Source organism: Burkholderia sp. MSMB1588, from assembly GCF_001546925.1.
GTDB lineage: Bacteria > Pseudomonadota > Gammaproteobacteria > Burkholderiales > Burkholderiaceae > Burkholderia > Burkholderia humptydooensis.
In genome coordinates this window covers 1,225,241-1,242,738 of sequence record NZ_LNJS01000001.1, presented here as the reverse complement: position 1 = coordinate 1,242,738, position 17,498 = coordinate 1,225,241, and the positions used below count along the sequence as shown (strand labels likewise).

Sequence of the window (17,498 nt, the reverse complement as noted above, 5' to 3'; positions counted from 1 at the left end):
CGAGTCGAAAACCCTTGACGGAGAAGCACGACACCCTCCGGCGCGGCGCAGGCGCCGGGCGCACCGCGCCGCACGCGCGTCACGTCACGCCGCATGCCGCCGGCTGATCGTCCGATGCGCGGGAAAGCGCGCGGCAAACGTGCTGCCGCGCCCTTCCTCGCTCTGGATCGCCAGTTGCGCATCGTGCCGTTGCAGCACGTGCTTGACGATCGCGAGCCCGAGCCCCGTGCCGCCCGTGTCGCGCGAGCGGCTGCGATCGACGCGGTAGAACCGCTCGGTGAGCCGCGGCAGATCGGCGGCCGGGATGCCGAGCCCGCTGTCCGTGACCGAGAACACCGCCTGCGCGCCGTCACGCCGCCATTCGACGCGGATCGTCCCGCCCTCCGGCGTATAGCGGATCGCATTCGTCACGAGATTGCCGAGCGCGCTGAAGATCTCGGTCTGCGCGCCCGTCACCGCGAGTGTCTCGTCGACCTTGAACGTGATCTCGTGATGCCCGTTCGACAGCGTCTGCGCATCGTCCTTCAGGTGATCGAGCACCGTGCGCATGTCGACCGCGCGATCGGCAGGCGGCTTGCCTTCGCCCTCGAGCTTCGCGAGCACGAGCAGATCGGTGACGATGTGCCGCATCCGCGACGCCTGCTGCTCCATCAGCTCCAGATAGCGCGCGCGCTCGTCGTCGGACAGCGGCAGCTCGCGCATCGTCTCGAGAAAGCCCGACAGCACGGTGAGCGGCGTCTTCAGCTCGTGCGACACGTTCGCGACGAAGTCGCGCCGCATCGCGTCGGTGCGCTCGAGCTCGGTGATGTCCTGCGTGAGCAGCAGCTTGCGATTCTCGCCGTATGGAAACACCTGCACGGCGAGCACGTTCTGCCGGTTGCCGCCCATGCCGCGCATCACGAGCGTCTCGTCGTAATGCTGGCCGTTCAGGTAGCGGACGAAATCCGGATGGCGGACGAGATGCGTGATGTGCTGGCGCAGGTCGCGCTTCGTGTCGAGTCCGAAGTGCACTTCGGCGATCGCGTTGCACCACTCGATCTGATCGCGGTCGTCGAGCATCGCGACGCCGTTCGGCGACGCCTGGATCGCCTGGATGAAGCGCGAATGCTGCTGCTCGACCTGGCGCACCTGCGCGTGCCATTGCTTCGCGAGCTTGTGCAGCCGGTAATAGATCTCGCCCCAGATGCCCGGCGCGCTCGGCACTTCTCCGTAGACGGGTGCATCGAGCAGGCGCCAGAGGCGCTGCGTGTGAAACGTGCTGACGAAGCCCTGCACGACGAGCATCGCGAGCGCGAAAACGAGGCCCGGCACGGGGCCCGCGATTGCGCCGATGATCGCGCTGACGAGCGCGAGCAAGACGAGCGACACCAGAAAGCGCGCCCAGATGATGTTCATGATACGGCGCCCGACGAAAGAGGAAAACGATGGCACGCTGCGGCGCAGCCCCTCGCGCCGCGCGCCCGTTACACGTGTTTCGCGAGCCGGTAGCCGCTGCCGCGCACGGTTTCGATCATAGCATCGCAGCCGGCCGGCTTGAGCGCGGCGCGCAGCCGCTTGATGTGCACGTCGACCGTGCGCTCCTCGACGAACACGTGGTCGCCCCAGACCTGGTCGAGCAACTGCGTGCGGCTGTGGACGCGCTCCGGATGGGTCATGAAGAAATGCAGCAGGCGGAACTCTGTCGGGCCGAGATCGAGCTTGATCTCGCTGCCGTCCCCCTGCGCGGCGACGCGATGCGTCGCCGGGTCGAGCCGCAGCCCGTTGATCGACACGACGTCCTCGGTCAGTTGCGGCGCGCGACGCCGCAGCACTGCCTTGATCCGCGCCATCAGCTCCTTCGGCGAGAACGGCTTCGTCACGTAGTCGTCCGCGCCGATCTCGAGGCCGAGCACCTTGTCCTGCTCGTCGCCGCGCGCGGTCAGCATGATGATCGGGATGTGCTTCGTGCGCTCGTTGTTGCGCAGGTCGCGCGCGAATGCGATGCCCGACTTGCCCGGCAGCATCCAGTCGAGCAGCACCAGATCGGGCAGCACGTCGCTGATCAGGCTCTGCGCCTGCTCCGCGTTGTAAGCGCGAATCGGGCAATGTCCCGCGTGTTGCAGGTTCACCGAAATCAATTCGGAAATCGCGGGCTCATCTTCGATGACGAGAATGTTGCTGGGCATCGGCACCTCGGTCCGTCCTTGTCGGCAGTTAGCTATTGGCTTCGCGATCGAGCAGGTCGCGCGGCTGGTGCCGCACGTCGGTGCCCTTCACGATGTAGATGATGAATTCGGCGATGTTCTTCGCGTGATCGCCGATCCGCTCGATCGCCTTCGCGATGAACAGATAATCGAGGCCGACCGAGATCGTCCGCGGATCTTCCTGCATGTACGATACGAGCTTGCGCACGAACGCACGGAATTCCTGGTCGATCTCCTTGTCGTCCTTGACGATCTGCGCGGCGGCGACGGTATCGAGGCGCGCGAACGCATCGAGCGCGCGGCGCAGGATCGTGACCGCCATGTCGCCCGACACCTTGATCTCGGCGATGTTCACGCCGCGCGCGGCGGGCTCGTCGACGAGACGGCGCACGCGCTTCGCGATCTTCTCGGCCTCGTCGCCCGCGCGCTCGAGGTTCGTGATCGTCTTCGAGATCGACATCAGGAGACGCAGGTCGCGTGCGGCCGGCTGCCGGCGCGCGATGATGTTGCCGCACTCCTCGTCGATCTCGACTTCCATGTGATTGAGGCGCTCCTCCGTCTCGATCACGCGCTCGGCCGCGTTGCGGTCGAACTCGTTCAGCGCATGCATCGCTTCGGTGATCTGCGCCTCGACGAGGCCGCCCATTTCGAGCACCTTCGACGACACCGCGTTGAGATCGGCGTCGAACTGGCTCGACAGATGTTTATCCGACATTGTTGCCCTCCGTCACCCGGTCAGCCGAAGCGGCCCGTGATGTAGTCTTCCGTTTCCTTGCGCACCGGCTTGATGAAGATCTTCTCCGTTTCGCCGAACTCGATCAGCTCACCGAGATACATGTACGCGGTGTAGTCCGAGCAGCGCGCCGCCTGCTGCATGTTGTGCGTGACGATGACGACCGTGTAGTCGCTCTTGAGCTCCGCGATCAGCTCTTCGATGCGGCCCGTCGAGATCGGATCGAGCGCCGAGCACGGCTCGTCGAGGAGCAGCACCTCGGGCCGGATCGCGATGCCGCGCGCGATGCAAAGACGCTGCTGCTGGCCGCCCGACAGGCCGTAGCCGCTCTGGCCCAGCTTGTCCTTCACTTCATTCCAGAGCGCCGCCTTCGTGAGCGCCCATTCGACGCGGTCGTCCATCTCCGAGCGCGTAAGCCGCTCGAACATCTTCACGCCGAACGCGATGTTGTCGTAGATCGACATCGGGAACGGCGTCGGCTTCTGGAACACCATGCCGATGCGCGCGCGCAAGAGCGAGATGTCGAGCTTCGACTGCAGCAGGTTCTCGCCGTCCATCACGATCTCGCCTTCCGCGCGCTGCTCCGGGTAGAGCGCGTACATCTTGTTGAACGTGCGCAGGAGCGTCGACTTGCCGCAGCCCGACGGGCCGATGAACGCCGTCACCTTCCCCTCGGGAATGCTCAGGTTGATGTTCTTCAGCGCGTGGAAATTGTTGTAGAAGAAGTTCAGGTTCTTGACTTCGATCTTCGCGTTGAGCGGCGCGAGCGGACGCTGCCCCGCCGCCGCGCCGACGCCGGCCGGCCCCGTGGCGAGTTTCGAGGGATCGAGGTGGCTTTCTGCCATGTTCATCGGATTGCTCCGCCGTTACTTTTTCGAGAAGATCGAGCGCGCGAGGATATTGAGTCCCAGCACCCCGAGCGTAATCAGGAACACGCCCGCCCATGCGAGCGACTGCCATTCCGCAAACGGGCTCATCGCGAACTTGAAGATCGTGACGGGCAGGTTCGCCATCGGCTGGTTCATGTCGACCGAGAAGAACTGGTTCGACAGCGCGGTGAAGAGGAGCGGCGCGGTTTCGCCGGCAATCCGCGCGACCGCGAGCAGCACGCCCGTGATGATCCCGCCCACCGACGCGCGCAGCGTGATCTTCAGGATCATCCGCCACTTCGGCGTGCCGAGCGCAAAGGCAGCCTCGCGCAGCGCATTCGGCACGAGCTTCAGCATGTTTTCGGTCGTGCGGATCACGATCGGGATCTGCAGCAGCGCGAGCGCGATCACGCCCGCCCAGCCGCTGAAGTGGCCGGATTTCGCGACGACGAGCGCGTACACGAACAGACCGACGACGATCGACGGCGCCGACAGCAGGATGTCGTTGATGAAGCGCATCACGCTCGCGAGCCAGCTCTTCTGGCCGTACTCGGCGAGATAGACGCCCGCGAGAATGCCGATCGGCGTGCCGACGAACGTCGCAAGCGCGACGAGCAGCAGGCTGCCGACGATCGCGTTCGCGAGCCCGCCGCCCGCCGTGTTGGGCGGCGGCGTCGATTCGCTGAAGAGCGTGAGCGACAGCCCGTCGATCCCCAGATGCAGCGTCGTGTAGAGAATCCAGACGAGCCAGAGCAGGCCGAACGCCATCGCGGCGAGCGACGCGGTCAGCGCGATCACGTTGGTCGCCTTGCGGCGGCGCTGCAATCGCGCGCGCATCGCGTCGAGCACGGCGCCGTCCGGACCCGGCATGTTGACGATCGGCGCGCTCATTTGCGGCCCTCCCCGCGTTCGAGGCGCAGCAGCATCAGCTTCGAGATCGCGAGCACGATGAACGTGATCACGAACAGGATCAGGCCGAGCTCCATCAGCGCGGACGTGTGCAGCCCCGGCGCCGCTTCGGCGAATTCGTTCGCGAGCGCCGACGTGATGCTGTTGCCGGGCGAGTACAGCGACACGTTGTCGAGCAGGTTCGTATTGCCGATCACGAACGTGACGGCCATCGTCTCGCCGAGCGCGCGGCCGAGGCCGAGCATCACGCCGCCGATCACGCCCGTCTTCGTGTAGGGCAGCACGATCTTCCACATCACTTCCCAGGTCGTGCAGCCGATGCCGTATGCGGACTCCTTCAGCAGCACGGGCGTCACCTCGAACACGTCGCGCATCACCGATGCGATGTACGGAATGATCATGATCGCGAGAATCACGCCGGCGGACAGGATGCCGATGCCGATCGGCGGCCCCTGGAACAGCGCGCCGATGACCGGAATCGGGCTCAGCAGCGCGCCGATGGGCTTCTGGAAATACGTCGCGAAGATCGGCGCGAACACGAGGAGGCCCCACATCCCGTAGACGATCGACGGGATCGCGGCGAGCAGTTCGATCGCGACGCCGAGCGGCCGGCGCAGCCAGACGGGCGCGAGCTCGGTGAGAAAGAGCGCGATGCCGAAGCTCACGGGCACCGCGATGACGAGCGCGATGATCGACGTGACGACGGTCCCGTAGATCGGCACGAGCGCGCCGTATGTATCCGAATTGGGGTCCCATTCCGAGTGCCACAGGAACGGGAGGCCGAATTTTCCGATGGTCGGCATCGACGCGATGATGAGCGACACGATGATGCCACCGAGGAGGAGTAGCGTCACGATGGCCGCGAGGCGCGTGAGGCCGCCGAACACGATGTCGCCGTAACGGCTCGGCGCGCGCATGGGCGCCTGGTCGCCGGATCGTGTCGACGCGAAAGGAATGTCAGACATGGGAGCCTGTTTCTCAATGACGGGCGGCTTGCGTCGCCCGCCTGTACCGCACACGCCGCCCGGCCCTGCAGCCGGGCGGCGAACCGCTATGACGCTGCCGTCAAGCTTACTCGGCGACCGTCTTGCCGGCCGCGTCCGTCACCTTCGCCTTCCACTGCTTGCGGATTTCCGTCTCGACCGACGCCGGCAGCGAGATGTAATCCAGATCGTCCGCCGCCTTCGCGCCGTTCTTGAACGCCCAGTCGAAGAACTTCAGCGTCGCCGCGCCTTGCGCCGGCTTGTCCTGCTTCGCGTGCAGCAGCACGAACGTCGCGCCGACGACCGGCCACGCTTCCTTGCCCGGCTGGTTCGTCAGGATCTGGTAGAACGACTTCGACCAGTTCGCGCCGGCGGCAGCGGCCTTGAACGTCTCGGTCTTCGGCTCGACCACGGTGCCCGTCGAGTTCTTCAGCGCGGTGTAGACCATGTTGTTCTTCTTCGCGTACGCCCACTCGACGTAGCCGATCGCGCCCGGCAGACGCTGCACGAATGCCGCGACGCCGTCGTTGCCCTTGCCGCCCGTACCCGTCGGCCAGTTGACGGTCGTGCCCTCGCCGACCTTCGACTTCCACTCGTCGTTGACCTTCGACAGGTAGTTCGTCCAGATGAAGCTCGTGCCCGAGCCGTCCGCGCGGCGCACGACCGCGATGTCCGTATCCGGCAGCTTGACCTTCGGGTTCAGCGCCGCGATGGCCGGATCGTTCCACTTCTTGATCTTGCCGAGATAGATCTCGCCAAGCACCTCGCCCGACAGCGCCAGTTCGCCCGCCTTCACGCCCGGCACGTTGATGACGGGCACGACGCCGCCCACCACCGTCGGGAACTGGAAGAGGCCTTCCTTCGCGAGTTCGTCATCCTTCAGCGGCGCGTCCGAGCCGGCGAAATCAACCGTCTTCGCGATGATCTGCTTCAAGCCGCCCGACGAGCCGATGCCCTGATAGTTGACCTTCACGCCGCCCGACTGCTGATAGTCGGCTGCCCATTTCGTATAAATCGGCATGGCGAAGGTGCTGCCTGCGCCCGTGATGTCGGCATGTGCGGCGACCGCGAAAAGCGCGCTGGCGAGACCGGCGAACGCGGTTTGCATCAATTTCATGAGACCTCCAGTGTGTGAGCGGATGACTACGGCACCGCGAAGATTAGGGGCTGCTCATGACAGTAATGTGACAATCGATGAACCTCGTATGACAGTAACATGACTTAATTGAAAGGCGGCAGCGCCGTCTGTCAGGGGTGCCCGCGAGCGCGAGCGGACCGCCTGTAGAGCGTAGGAAAAAATTCACGCAAAGGAAAAGCCGGCGTTGGCGGAGGATCGCGGGCGGACCGCATCGCCGCGATCGATGCGCGCCTGCCTTTTGTTTTTCTATTAGCCGGACGAATTTTCGAGGGGATGCGCGGTAACGCCGCGGGGCCGCCGATTCGTCCCGGATCGGCGACCCCGCTATATGAGGTCCAGCTTCGGCTTCGACTCCGGTCCGGCCCCGCCCGACCGCACCGGCGCCGGCGCGAGCGCGCCGCGCTTACGCTGTCGCCTGCCTGACCGCGTCGGCGATCGCCTCCGCATGATGGTTCGCGTCCGCTGCCTGCCGCGCCTCGACCATCACCCGCAGCACGGGTTCCGTCCCCGACGCGCGGATCAGCACGCGGCCGCTGCCGGCAAGCGCCTGCTCGGCCGAATCGATCGCGCGGCGGATCGTGTCGCTGCCCTTCCAGTCGGCGCCCGGCTTCATCCGCACATTGATCAGCTTCTGCGGAAACAGCGTGACGCCCTCCAGCATCTGAGCGAGCGTCTTGCCGCTGCGCTTGAGCGCCGCGAGCACGAGCAGCGCCGAGACGATCCCGTCGCCCGTCGAATGCCGATCGAGCGACAGAATATGGCCCGAGCCCTCGGCGCCGAGCTGCCAGCCGCGCTCACGCAACTGCTCGAGCACGTAGCGATCGCCGACCGCCGCCCGCACGAACTGCACGCCCGCATCTTTCAGCGCGACCTCGACGGCGAAATTCGTCATCAGTGTGCCCACCGCCCCTTCGACTTGACCGTTAGTTGCAATGCGATCCTTGACGAGCACGTACAGCAGTTCGTCGCCGTTATACAGCCGCCCGGTGTGGTCGACGACGAGCAGGCGATCCGCATCGCCGTCGAGCGCGATGCCGAGATCGGCGTGATTCGCGCGCACCGCGCGCATCAGCGCGTCGGGCGCCGTCGCGCCGACGCCGTCGTTGATGTTGAAGCCGTTCGGCGCGACGCCGATCGGGATCACGTCCGCGCCGAGCTCGTGAAACACGTGCGGCGCGACCTGATACGCGGCGCCGTGAGCGCAATCGACAACGAGCTTCATCCCGCGCAGATCGAACGCCGCCGGGAACGTGCTCTTGCAGAATTCGATGTAGCGGCCAGCCGCGTCGTCGAGACGCCGCGCCTTGCCGAGCCCGTCCGACGGCGCGCATTCGAGCGGCTTGTCGAGCCACGCCTCGATCTCGGCCTCGATCTCGTCCGGCAGCTTGTTGCCGTCGGCCGAGAAGAACTTGATGCCGTTGTCGTGATACGGATTGTGCGACGCGCTGATCACGACGCCCGCCGACAGCCGCAGCGCGCGCGTCAGATACGCGACACCCGGCGTCGGCATCGGGCCCGCGAGCATCACGTCGACGCCCGCCGCGGAAAAGCCAGCCTCGAGCGCGGCTTCGAGCATGTAGCCCGACACGCGCGTGTCCTTGCCAATCAGCACCGTCGGGCGAGCGCCCGACGCCGCGCGCCCGGGCGCGCTCGCGAGCACCTTGCCCGCCGCGTAGCCGAGCCGCAACACGAAATCGGGCGTGATCGGCGCATCGCCGACCTTGCCGCGAATACCGTCCGTGCCGAAATAACGACGTCCCATGTAGAACCTTCCTCCTTGTTTCGACTTATTCGCGCCGCGCGGCATCGCGCACGGCGCTCCATACTTTCAGTGCGTCGACGGTCGCCGCGACATCGTGCACGCGCACGATCGCCGCGCCCCGCTCGGCCGCGCAGACCGCTGCGGCGACGCTCGCCGCGACGCGTTCGGGCGCGGGCTTGCCGATCAACGCGCCCAGCATCGATTTGCGCGACATGCCGGCGAGAATCGGATACGCGCGCCCGTCGGGCCGCGCGGGCGCCGTCCGCGGCAAATGAGCAAGCAGCGCATAGTTGTGTTCTATCACCGACTTGCCGAAACCGAACCCCGGATCGACGCTGATACGCCGCGAATCGATGCCGGCCTGCACGAGCGCGTCGGCGCGATCGGCGAGAAACGCGCGCACGTCGGCGACCACGTCGCGATAGTCGGGCTCGCGCACCTGCATCGTCTGCGGCTCGCCGAGCATGTGCATCACGCAGAGGCCGCACGCGCTATCGCGCACCGCGTCAATCGCGCCCGGCTGCCGCATGCCCCAGATGTCGTTGATCAGATCTGCGCCCGCGGCGAGCGACGCGCGCATCACGGCGGGCTTGTACGTGTCGATCGATAGCGGCACGTTCATGCCGCGCAGCGCTTCGACGAGCGGAATCACGCGCTCGAGCTCCTCGTCGAGCGGCACGGGCGGCGCGCCGGGGCGCGTCGATTCGCCGCCGATGTCGATGATGTCGGCGCCTTCGGCCAGCATCCGCTCCGCCTGCGCGAGCGCGGCGTCGCGGGCGACGTAACGGCCGCCGTCGGAGAACGAATCGGGGGTGACGTTGAGGATCCCCATCACGAGGGGCCGCTCGAAGGTCAGCGTGAAACGGCCGCACAGCAGCGGCTCGGGAACGGGAAAAACGGGATCGGAACTGGACACGGGCTGAAGCGTCGGATCGAACGCGATGGGAAGCGGCGAAAAGCGTCTGACAAGAAAGCAAAACGGGCCGGTGTGACAGCCACACCAGCCCGTGAACGAAAACCGCGATCGTTTATGCCGGCGCGGTGGCGTTGCCCGGCTTGACTTCGGCGCCGGACGAACCGCCCGACGAAGGATCGCCGGCCGGCGGCACGCTCTTCGGCGAGCGCGGCGGACGCCCTTCCATGATGTCGTTGATCTGATCGGCGTCGATCGTTTCCCATTCCATCAGCGCGGCCGTCATCGCCTCGACCTTGTCGCGGTTCTCTTCGAGCAGACGGCGAGCAAGGCCGTATTGCTCGTCGAGCACGCGGCGGATTTCCGAATCGACCTTCTGCTGCGTCGCCTCCGAGATCGTGCGCGTGAAGCCGCGCCCGAACGGACCGCCGTCGTTCTCGTCGTCGACGTAGACCATCGGCCCGAGCGCGTCCGTCATCCCGAAGCGGGCCACCATCGCGCGCGCGGTCTGCGTCGCCTTGTTGAAGTCGTCCGACGCGCCGGTGCTGACGAGATTCAGGAACAGCTCTTCCGCCACCCGGCCGCCGAACAGGATCGCAAGGCGGTCGAGCAGGTAGTCCTTCGAATACGTCTCGTTGTCGTGCTCGGGCAACTGCCACGTGACGCCGAGCGCGCGCCCGCGCGGGATGATCGTGACCTTGTGGACCGGATCGGCCTTCGGCAGCAGCTTTGCGATCACCGCATGGCCTGATTCGTGGTAAGCGGTCGCGCGCTTCGCCTCCTCGCGAATCACGGCCGACTTGCGCTCCGGCCCCATGAAGATCTTGTCCTTCGCGTCCTCGAAATCCTGCATCTCGACGATCCGCTTGCCGCGGCGCGCCGCGAAGAGCGCGGCCTCGTTGACGAGGTTCGCGAGATCGGCGCCCGAGAAGCCCGGCGTGCCGCGCGCGATGACCGCCGCATCGACGTCGTTCGCGATCGGCACCTTGCGCAGGTGCACACGCATGATCTGCTCGCGGCCGCGGATGTCCGGCAGGCCGACGTAGACCTGGCGGTCGAAACGGCCCGGACGCAGCAGCGCCTTGTCGAGCACGTCGGAGCGGTTCGTCGCGGCGATCACGATCACTCCCGAATTCGCCTCGAAGCCATCCATCTCGACGAGCATCTGGTTCAGCGTCTGCTCGCGCTCGTCGTTGCCGCCGCCCATGCCGGCGCCGCGATGACGGCCGACCGCGTCGATTTCATCGATGAACACGATGCACGGCGCATGCTTCTTCGCCTGCTCGAACATGTCGCGCACGCGGGCCGCGCCGACGCCGACGAACATTTCGACGAAGTCCGAGCCCGAGATGCTGAAGAACGGCACCTTCGCCTCGCCCGCGATCGCGCGCGCGAGGAGCGTCTTACCGGTGCCGGGAGGCCCGACGAGCAGCACGCCGCGCGGGATGCGGCCGCCGAGCTTCTGGAATTTCTGGGGATCGCGCAGGAAATCGACGAGCTCGGACACTTCCTCCTTCGCTTCGTCGCAGCCGGCGACGTCGGAGAAGTTGACCGCGTTGTTGTTCTCGTCGATCAACCGCGCGCGGGATTTGCCGAACGAGAACGCGCCGCCTTTGCCGCCTCCCTGCATCTGTCTCATCATGTAGAACCAGAACACGATGATGAGCAGCGTGGGACCGAGATAGTAGAGCGCGGAGACGAGCGCGTTCGGTTCGTCATCGGCCTTGCCGCTGACCTGCACGCCGTACTTCATCAGATCGCCGACCATCCAGATGTCGCCCGGCGACACGATCTGGTACTTCTGACCATCCGCGGGAGTGACGGTGAGGTTGCGCCCCTGCACGACAACGTTCTTGATCTTGCCGTTCTTCGCGTCATCCATGAACTGCGAATAGGAGACGCCTTCCTGGACGCGGGGCTTGTCGAACTGCTTGAACACCGTAAACAGCACCAGTGCGATCACCAGCCACACTGCTGCCTTCGAAAACATATTGTTGTTCAAAGCACCACTCCTTCACTCATAGACGAGCGCCTACATTTGCCTTGCGGCGCTCATCAGGCATTCTAATCCAGTCCGCAGCCCCTCGCCATAAGGATTCGCTACCGCGCCGACAGGCGCGCGGCACGGCTGGCAAGGGCTCCGGCGCATCCTGCCGCGCGATGCCACGTTCAGCGCGGCTGCTTCAGATGCCGACCCAAAATAAACGTTTCGGACGATTTGTCGCGGGAAGCTTTTGGCTTGCGCGGCGCCACCGTTTTAAATTGGTGCTTGAATTTCTCGACAATCTGGCTGTAGCCGCTGCCGTGGAAGCACTTCACCAAAAGGGCGCCATCCGGTTTCAGATGGTTTTGCGCGAATTCGAGCGCCAGATCGCAGACATGCTCGATCCGCGCCGCGTCCGCGACCGCCACGCCGGACAGGTTGGGGGCCATGTCAGAAATTACAAGGTCGACCGAGCGCCCTGCGAGGACTTCCTCCAATTGGTGCAGCACGCTCTCCTCGCGGAAGTCGCCCTGGATGAAATGGACGTCGGCGATGGGCTCCATCGGCAGCATGTCGAGCGCGACGATCGTGCCGTCGATGCCGCCTTCGCGCACCGCGTCTCGCCGCGAGCCCTGCGCGAGCTTGTTGCGCGCGTACTGGCTCCAGCTCCCCGGCGCCGCGCCCAGATCGACGATCACCTGGCCCGGACGGATCAGCTTGTCCTGCTCGTCGATCTCCTTCAGCTTGTACGCGGCGCGCGCGCGGTACCCTTCCCGCTGCGCCATTTTGACGTACGGGTCGTTGATGTGGTCGTGCAACCAGGATTGGTTAAAGCGGTTCTTTGCCATGCGATGGAGAGATTGCTGCCAATTGCTTCGTGAAGCCGCGCTTTTGGCGGATAATACGGGTCTTATTGGCGCGGCTTTCGGCCCCGAGGGGCCCAAGCCGCGATTTTACGTGGTTTCGGCACGCCGCCGCGGAAAAGCTTCGTCGCTCGTCCCGGCCCGCCGCCGTCAATTTGATTCGAATTCCTCATTCCGATGCCCGCCCTTTCGCTTTCCCCCGCCGAGCGCTCCGCGCTGCGTTCCGAAGCCCATGCGCTCAAGCCCGTCGTGCTGATCGGCGCCGAAGGGCTGACCGACGCCGTGCTCGCCGAGATCGAGGTCCACCTCGCCGCGCACCAGTTGATCAAGATCCGCGTGTTCGGCGACGAACGCGACGAGCGCGTCGCGATCTACGACGAAATCTGCGATCGCCTGAACGCCGCGCCGATCCAGCACATCGGCAAGCTGCTCGTGATCTGGAAGCCCGAGCAGGCCGAAGCGGCGCCGCAGCGCGGCCGCCGCGGCATGCCGAGCGCGCGCGAGGCGGCCCGCGCGGGCGCCGCGCAGCCCGAGGCCGCGAAGGGCCGCGCGCCACGCGTCGTCAAGGTGATCAAGCAATCGCCCAACGCGCCCGCCGTGCGCCGGCCGAAGCCGCAGGCCGTGCGCGTGCTCGGCAACGAGCGCGTGACGGCAGGCGGCAACGTGAAGCGCGCGAAAAAGCGCCAGTCGAGCGCGAAGCGCCAGCATCAGAACGAGAAGTGATCGCCGTCGGGCGCGTCGCGCGGCCGGATCGGCCCGCCGGCGGGCCCGCGCACCAACGCGCGCAGGCTCAGGCGCGCCGCTCGCCGCCGAGCGGGCTCGTGCCGCCCTGCCCCGGCAGCCGCCAGATCAGCCACACGCCGACGAGGCTCTCGACGAGATAGAAGAAGCTCGATATGCCGTGCAGCAGCGCGAAGCGCCCTGCATACGCGGTATGGCCGACATCCGTGCCCGCCTCGAGCGCGGCGACGCGCAGCGCGTTCATGAACGGCTGCAGCGCGAAATAGCCGACGAGCACGCAGCCGAGCATCGCCGCGAGCAGCCAGCGCAGCCGCCGGTACGCGTCGTGGCCGCGCCGCACGAGCAGATTCGACAAGCCGATCAGCAACACGCCGCACACCGCGCCGATCGTCGCCTCGATGCTGAACAGGCGCGCGGCGACGGAACCCGCCGCCGCCCGGTCGAGCGTCGCGAACAGCACCGGCGCGACCGCGTAGCCGATCGTCAGCAGGCTGCCGACCCAGACCGTCGCCAACAGGCGAAAGAGGCGATGCGGCGCCGCGGAACCGGCCATCAGATGTACAGCACCGAGATGATTTCGTACTCGCGCACGCCGCTCGGCGCCTGCACCGCCGCGACGTCGCCTTCGGACTTGCCGATCAGCGCGCGCGCGATCGGCGAGCTGACCGAAATCAGGCCGTGATCGAGATCGGCTTCGTCGTCGCCGACGATCTGATACTTGACCGTGTCGCCCGTCTCGAGATCCTCGAGCTCGACCGTCGCGGCGAATACCACACGGCCGTCGGCATCGACGACCGTCGGATCGATGATCTGCGCAGCCGACAGCTTCGATTCGATTTCTGCGATGCGACCCTCGATGAAACCTTGCTTTTCCTTCGCGGCGTCGTATTCGGCGTTCTCGGACAAGTCACCCTGCGCGCGCGCCTCGGCGATCGCGTTGATGACGGCCGGCCGCTCGACAGACTTCAGGCGCTGCAGTTCATCGCGCAGTTGATCTGCGCCACGCTTCGTCAACGGAATGGTGCTCATAAACGACTCAATAGCTAAAAACGGCCATATAAAAAATCACCGCGATTAAGCGCATTTCCGAAACATCGGAAACGCCGCTTAATCGCGGCACGAATTGTCTTCGACAGGTAACTGGAGGCTTAGTTTAGGCGAGCGTGCAGACCTTGTAAATCATAGACTTCCAAGTCCTTCAGGTACCGAAGCCCCTCCACCGCCGCGCGCGCGCCCGACATCGTCGTGTAATACGTGACCTTGTGCGCCTGCGCGCTCATCCGGATCGAACGCGAATCGGCGATCGCCGCGCGCGTTTCATCGACCGTCGTGAACACGAGCGCGATCTCGCCGTTCTTGATCATGTCGACGATGTGCGGACGGCCGTCCTTCACCTTGTTCACGACCTTCACCGGCACGCCCGCCGCCTCGATCGCGGCGGCGGTGCCGCGCGTCGCGACGAGCGGATAGCCGAGATCGTGCAGCATCTTCGCGACCTCGACCGCCTTCGGCTTGTCCGCGTCCATCACCGTGAGCAGCACCGTGCCCGACTCCGGCAGGCGCGAGCCCGCCGCGAGCTGCGACTTGAAGAGCGCTTCGCCGAACGTCGCGCCAACGCCCATCACTTCGCCCGTCGAGCGCATCTCGGGCCCGAGCACCGGGTCGACGGTCGGGAACTTGATGAACGGGAACACCGCTTCCTTCACGCTGAAGTACGGCGGCACGACTTCCTTCGTCACGCCCTGCTGCGCGAGCGTCTGGCCGACCATCGCGCGCGCGGCGATCTTCGCGAGCGGCAGGCTCGTCGCCTTCGACACGTACGGCACCGTGCGCGACGCACGCGGGTTCACTTCGAGCACGTAGATGACGTCTTCCTTCGAGCCGTCGGACTGCGGCACCTGCTGGATCGCGAACTGCACGTTCATCAGGCCGACCACGTTCAGCGCCTTCGCCATCGCGCCCGTCTGGCGCTTCAGCTCGGCGACGGTTTCCTTCGACAGCGAGTACGGCGGCAGCGAGCACGCCGAATCGCCCGAGTGGACGCCCGCCTGCTCGATGTGCTCCATCACGCCGCCGATGAACACGGCGTCGCCGTCGCAGATGCAATCGACGTCGCATTCGATCGCGTCGTTCAGGAAGCGGTCGAGCAGCACCGGCGAATCGTTCGACACCTTCACCGCCTCGCGCATGTAGCGCTCGAGGTCGCGCGGCTCGTGGACGATCTCCATCGCGCGGCCGCCGAGCACGTATGACGGACGCACGACGAGCGGGTAGCCGATCTCGTCGGCGAGCGCGAGCGCTTCGTCCTCGGCGCGCGCGGTGCGGTTCGGCGGCTGGCGCAGGCCGAGGTCCTGCAAGAGTTTCTGGAAGCGCTCGCGGTCTTCGGCCGCGTCGATCATGTCCGGCGACGTGCCGATGATCGGCACGCCATGCGCCTCGAGGTCGAGCGCGAGCTTCAGCGGCGTCTGGCCGCCGTACTGGACGATCACGCCAACCGGCTTTTCCTTGTCGACGATCTCGAGCACGTCCTCGAGCGTGAGCGGCTCGAAGTACAGGCGATCGGACGTGTCATAGTCGGTCGACACCGTTTCCGGGTTGCAGTTGACCATGATCGTCTCGTAGCCGTCCTCGCGCATCGCGAGCGCCGCGTGCACGCAGCAGTAGTCGAACTCGATGCCCTGGCCGATCCGGTTCGGGCCGCCGCCCAGCACCATGATCTTCTTGTTGTCGGTCGGCTGCGCCTCGCACTCTTCCTCGTAGGTCGAGTACATGTAGGCGGTCTTCGTCGCGAACTCGGCCGCGCAGGTGTCGACGCGCTTGTAGACCGGGCGCACGTTCAGCTCGAGGCGGCGCGCGCGCACGTCGGCGGGCGTCGCGCCGAGCAGCTTCGCCAGGCGCCGGTCGGAAAAGCCGCTTTGCTTCAGATAGTGCAGCTCGTCCTTCGTCAGGCTCGCGAGCGTGCGGCCGGCGAGCGCCTTCTCCTTCAGCACGATCTGCTCGATCTGCGCGAGGAACCACGGATCGATCGCGGTTTCCTCGAAGATCTGCTCGCGCGACATGCCGACGCGGAACGCGTCGCCCACGTACCAGATCCGGTCCGGGCCCGGCTCGCCGATCTCGCGGATGATCTCGTCGCGGCTCGTCGTCTTCTCGTCGAGGCCGTCGACGCCGACTTCGAGGCCGCGCAGCGCCTTCTGGAACGATTCCTGGAACGTGCGGCCGATCGCCATCACTTCGCCGACCGATTTCATCTGCGTCGTGAGACGCGAATCGGCCTCGCGGAACTTCTCGAACGCGAAGCGCGGAATCTTCGTGACGACGTAGTCGATCGTCGGCTCGAACGACGCCGGCGTCGCGCCGCCCGTGATCTCGTTCTTCAGCTCGTCGAGCGTGTAGCCGACGGCGAGCTTCGCCGCGACCTTCGCGATCGGGAAGCCCGTCGCCTTCGACGCGAGCGCCGACGAACGCGACACGCGCGGATTCATCTCGATGACGACCATGCGGCCGTCCTTCGGGTTGATCGAGAACTGCACGTTCGAGCCGCCCGTGTCGACGCCGATCTCGCGCAGTACCGCGAGCGATGCGTTGCGCAGGATCTGGTATTCCTTGTCGGTGAGCGTCTGCGCGGGCGCGACGGTGATCGAGTCGCCGGTGTGCACGCCCATCGGGTCGAGGTTCTCGATCGAGCAGATGATGATGCAGTTGTCGGCGCGGTCGCGCACGACTTCCATCTCGTATTCCTTCCAGCCGAGGAGCGACTCCTCGATCAGCAGCTCGCGCGTCGGCGACAGGTCGAGGCCGCGCTTGCAGATCTCCTCGAATTCCTCGCGGTTGTACGCGATGCCGCCGCCCGAGCCGCCGAGCGTGAACGACGGACGGATCACGACCGGGTAGCCGCTGCCGCCCGTGGCCGCCATGATCTCGCCGTGCACCTTGTTCGCCTCTTCCATCGAGTGCGCGATGCCGGACTTCGCGGAACCGAGGCCGATCTTCGTCATCGCGTCCTTGAACTTCTGGCGGTCCTCGGCCTTGTCGATCGCTTCCGGCGACGCGCCGATCAGCTCGACGCCGTACTTGTCGAGCACGCCGTGGTGGAACAGGTCGAGCGCGCAGTTGAGCGCGGTCTGGCCGCCCATCGTCGGCAGGATCGCGTCGGGGCGCTCCTTCGCGATGATGCGCTCGACGACTTCCCACGTGATCGGCTCGATATACGTGACGTCCGCCGTGTTCGGATCGGTCATGATCGTCGCCGGATTGCTGTTGACGAGGATGACCTTGTAGCCCTCCTCACGCAACGCCTTGCATGCCTGCGCGCCCGAGTAGTCGAACTCGCACGCCTGGCCGATGATGATCGGGCCGGCGCCGATGATGAGGATGCTGTTGATGTCTGTGCGTTTTGGCATGGCTCTTGGGATTCAAA

General features: G+C 65.9%; 15 protein-coding genes. 1 reads left to right on the top strand and 14 read right to left on the bottom strand.

The features are described 5' to 3' along the window. Window positions 1-84: 84 nt before the first annotated feature. The 11 genes from phoR to WS92_RS17350 form a co-directional block, all read right to left on the bottom strand. Window positions 85-1,395, bottom strand: a complete 1,311-nt coding sequence (gene phoR / locus WS92_RS17400) for a phosphate regulon sensor histidine kinase PhoR (RefSeq protein WP_006026356.1) — start codon at window positions 1,393-1,395, stop codon at window positions 85-87. Between the two features lie 68 nt (window positions 1,396-1,463). After that, complete coding sequence (phoB, locus tag WS92_RS17395; protein WP_059929628.1) at window positions 1,464-2,165, bottom strand: phosphate regulon transcriptional regulator PhoB; 702 nt, start codon at window positions 2,163-2,165, stop codon at window positions 1,464-1,466. Between the two features lie 28 nt (window positions 2,166-2,193). Then, window positions 2,194-2,898, bottom strand: coding sequence for a phosphate signaling complex protein PhoU (phoU, locus tag WS92_RS17390; protein ID WP_006026354.1), 705 nt, complete (start codon window positions 2,896-2,898; stop codon window positions 2,194-2,196). 20 nt (window positions 2,899-2,918) lie between these two features. Beyond that, complete coding sequence (pstB, locus tag WS92_RS17385) at window positions 2,919-3,767, bottom strand: phosphate ABC transporter ATP-binding protein PstB (protein WP_015602404.1); 849 nt, start codon at window positions 3,765-3,767, stop codon at window positions 2,919-2,921. A gap of 15 nt (window positions 3,768-3,782) precedes the next feature. Continuing rightward, complete coding sequence (pstA, locus tag WS92_RS17380; protein WP_059929546.1) at window positions 3,783-4,676, bottom strand: phosphate ABC transporter permease PstA; 894 nt, start codon at window positions 4,674-4,676, stop codon at window positions 3,783-3,785. Beyond that, window positions 4,673-5,659, bottom strand: coding sequence for a phosphate ABC transporter permease PstC (pstC, locus tag WS92_RS17375; protein ID WP_041861723.1), 987 nt, complete (start codon window positions 5,657-5,659; stop codon window positions 4,673-4,675). Before pstC ends, pstA begins: the two co-directional genes overlap by 4 nt. 106 nt (window positions 5,660-5,765) lie before the next feature. After that, entirely contained in the window at window positions 5,766-6,794 is a 1,029-nt protein-coding gene (gene pstS / locus WS92_RS17370) for a phosphate ABC transporter substrate-binding protein PstS (RefSeq protein WP_006026351.1), read from the bottom strand. A gap of 424 nt (window positions 6,795-7,218) precedes the next feature. Then, window positions 7,219-8,577, bottom strand: coding sequence for a phosphoglucosamine mutase (glmM, locus tag WS92_RS17365; protein WP_059929549.1), 1,359 nt, complete (start codon window positions 8,575-8,577; stop codon window positions 7,219-7,221). Window positions 8,578-8,602: 25 nt separating this feature from the next. Next, the gene (gene folP / locus WS92_RS17360; protein ID WP_006026349.1) at window positions 8,603-9,493 is read right to left on the bottom strand and encodes a dihydropteroate synthase; all 891 of its coding nucleotides are present in this window, start codon (window positions 9,491-9,493) and stop codon (window positions 8,603-8,605) included. A gap of 112 nt (window positions 9,494-9,605) precedes the next feature. Beyond that, window positions 9,606-11,492: an ATP-dependent zinc metalloprotease FtsH gene (gene ftsH, locus WS92_RS17355; RefSeq protein WP_009911931.1), complete on the bottom strand. Its 1,887-nt coding sequence runs from the start codon at window positions 11,490-11,492 to the stop codon at window positions 9,606-9,608. A gap of 167 nt (window positions 11,493-11,659) precedes the next feature. Then, complete coding sequence (locus tag WS92_RS17350; protein WP_009911930.1) at window positions 11,660-12,322, bottom strand: RlmE family RNA methyltransferase; 663 nt, start codon at window positions 12,320-12,322, stop codon at window positions 11,660-11,662. 192 nt (window positions 12,323-12,514) lie between these two features. Here WS92_RS17350 and WS92_RS17345 point away from each other — a divergent pair, with 192 nt between their 5' ends. Further along, window positions 12,515-13,060 (top strand): YhbY family RNA-binding protein, encoded by a 546-nt coding sequence (locus WS92_RS17345; RefSeq protein ID WP_006026346.1) that lies wholly within the window; start codon window positions 12,515-12,517, stop codon window positions 13,058-13,060. 67 nt (window positions 13,061-13,127) lie between these two features. On the opposite strand, the gene WS92_RS17340 is transcribed toward WS92_RS17345, so the two are convergent. The 3 genes from WS92_RS17340 to carB all read right to left on the bottom strand — a co-directional run bounded on the left by WS92_RS17340 (window position 13,128) and on the right by carB (window position 17,481). Then, window positions 13,128-13,631 (bottom strand): DUF4149 domain-containing protein, encoded by a 504-nt coding sequence (locus tag WS92_RS17340; RefSeq protein ID WP_059929551.1) that lies wholly within the window; start codon window positions 13,629-13,631, stop codon window positions 13,128-13,130. Beyond that, complete coding sequence (gene greA, locus WS92_RS17335) at window positions 13,631-14,107, bottom strand: transcription elongation factor GreA (protein WP_006026344.1); 477 nt, start codon at window positions 14,105-14,107, stop codon at window positions 13,631-13,633. The genes WS92_RS17340 and greA overlap by 1 nt, the downstream gene beginning before the upstream one ends. Before the next feature lie 119 nt (window positions 14,108-14,226). Further along, the gene (gene carB, locus WS92_RS17330) at window positions 14,227-17,481 is read right to left on the bottom strand and encodes a carbamoyl-phosphate synthase large subunit (RefSeq protein WP_059929553.1); all 3,255 of its coding nucleotides are present in this window, start codon (window positions 17,479-17,481) and stop codon (window positions 14,227-14,229) included. Between the last annotated feature and the right edge of the window lie 17 nt (window positions 17,482-17,498).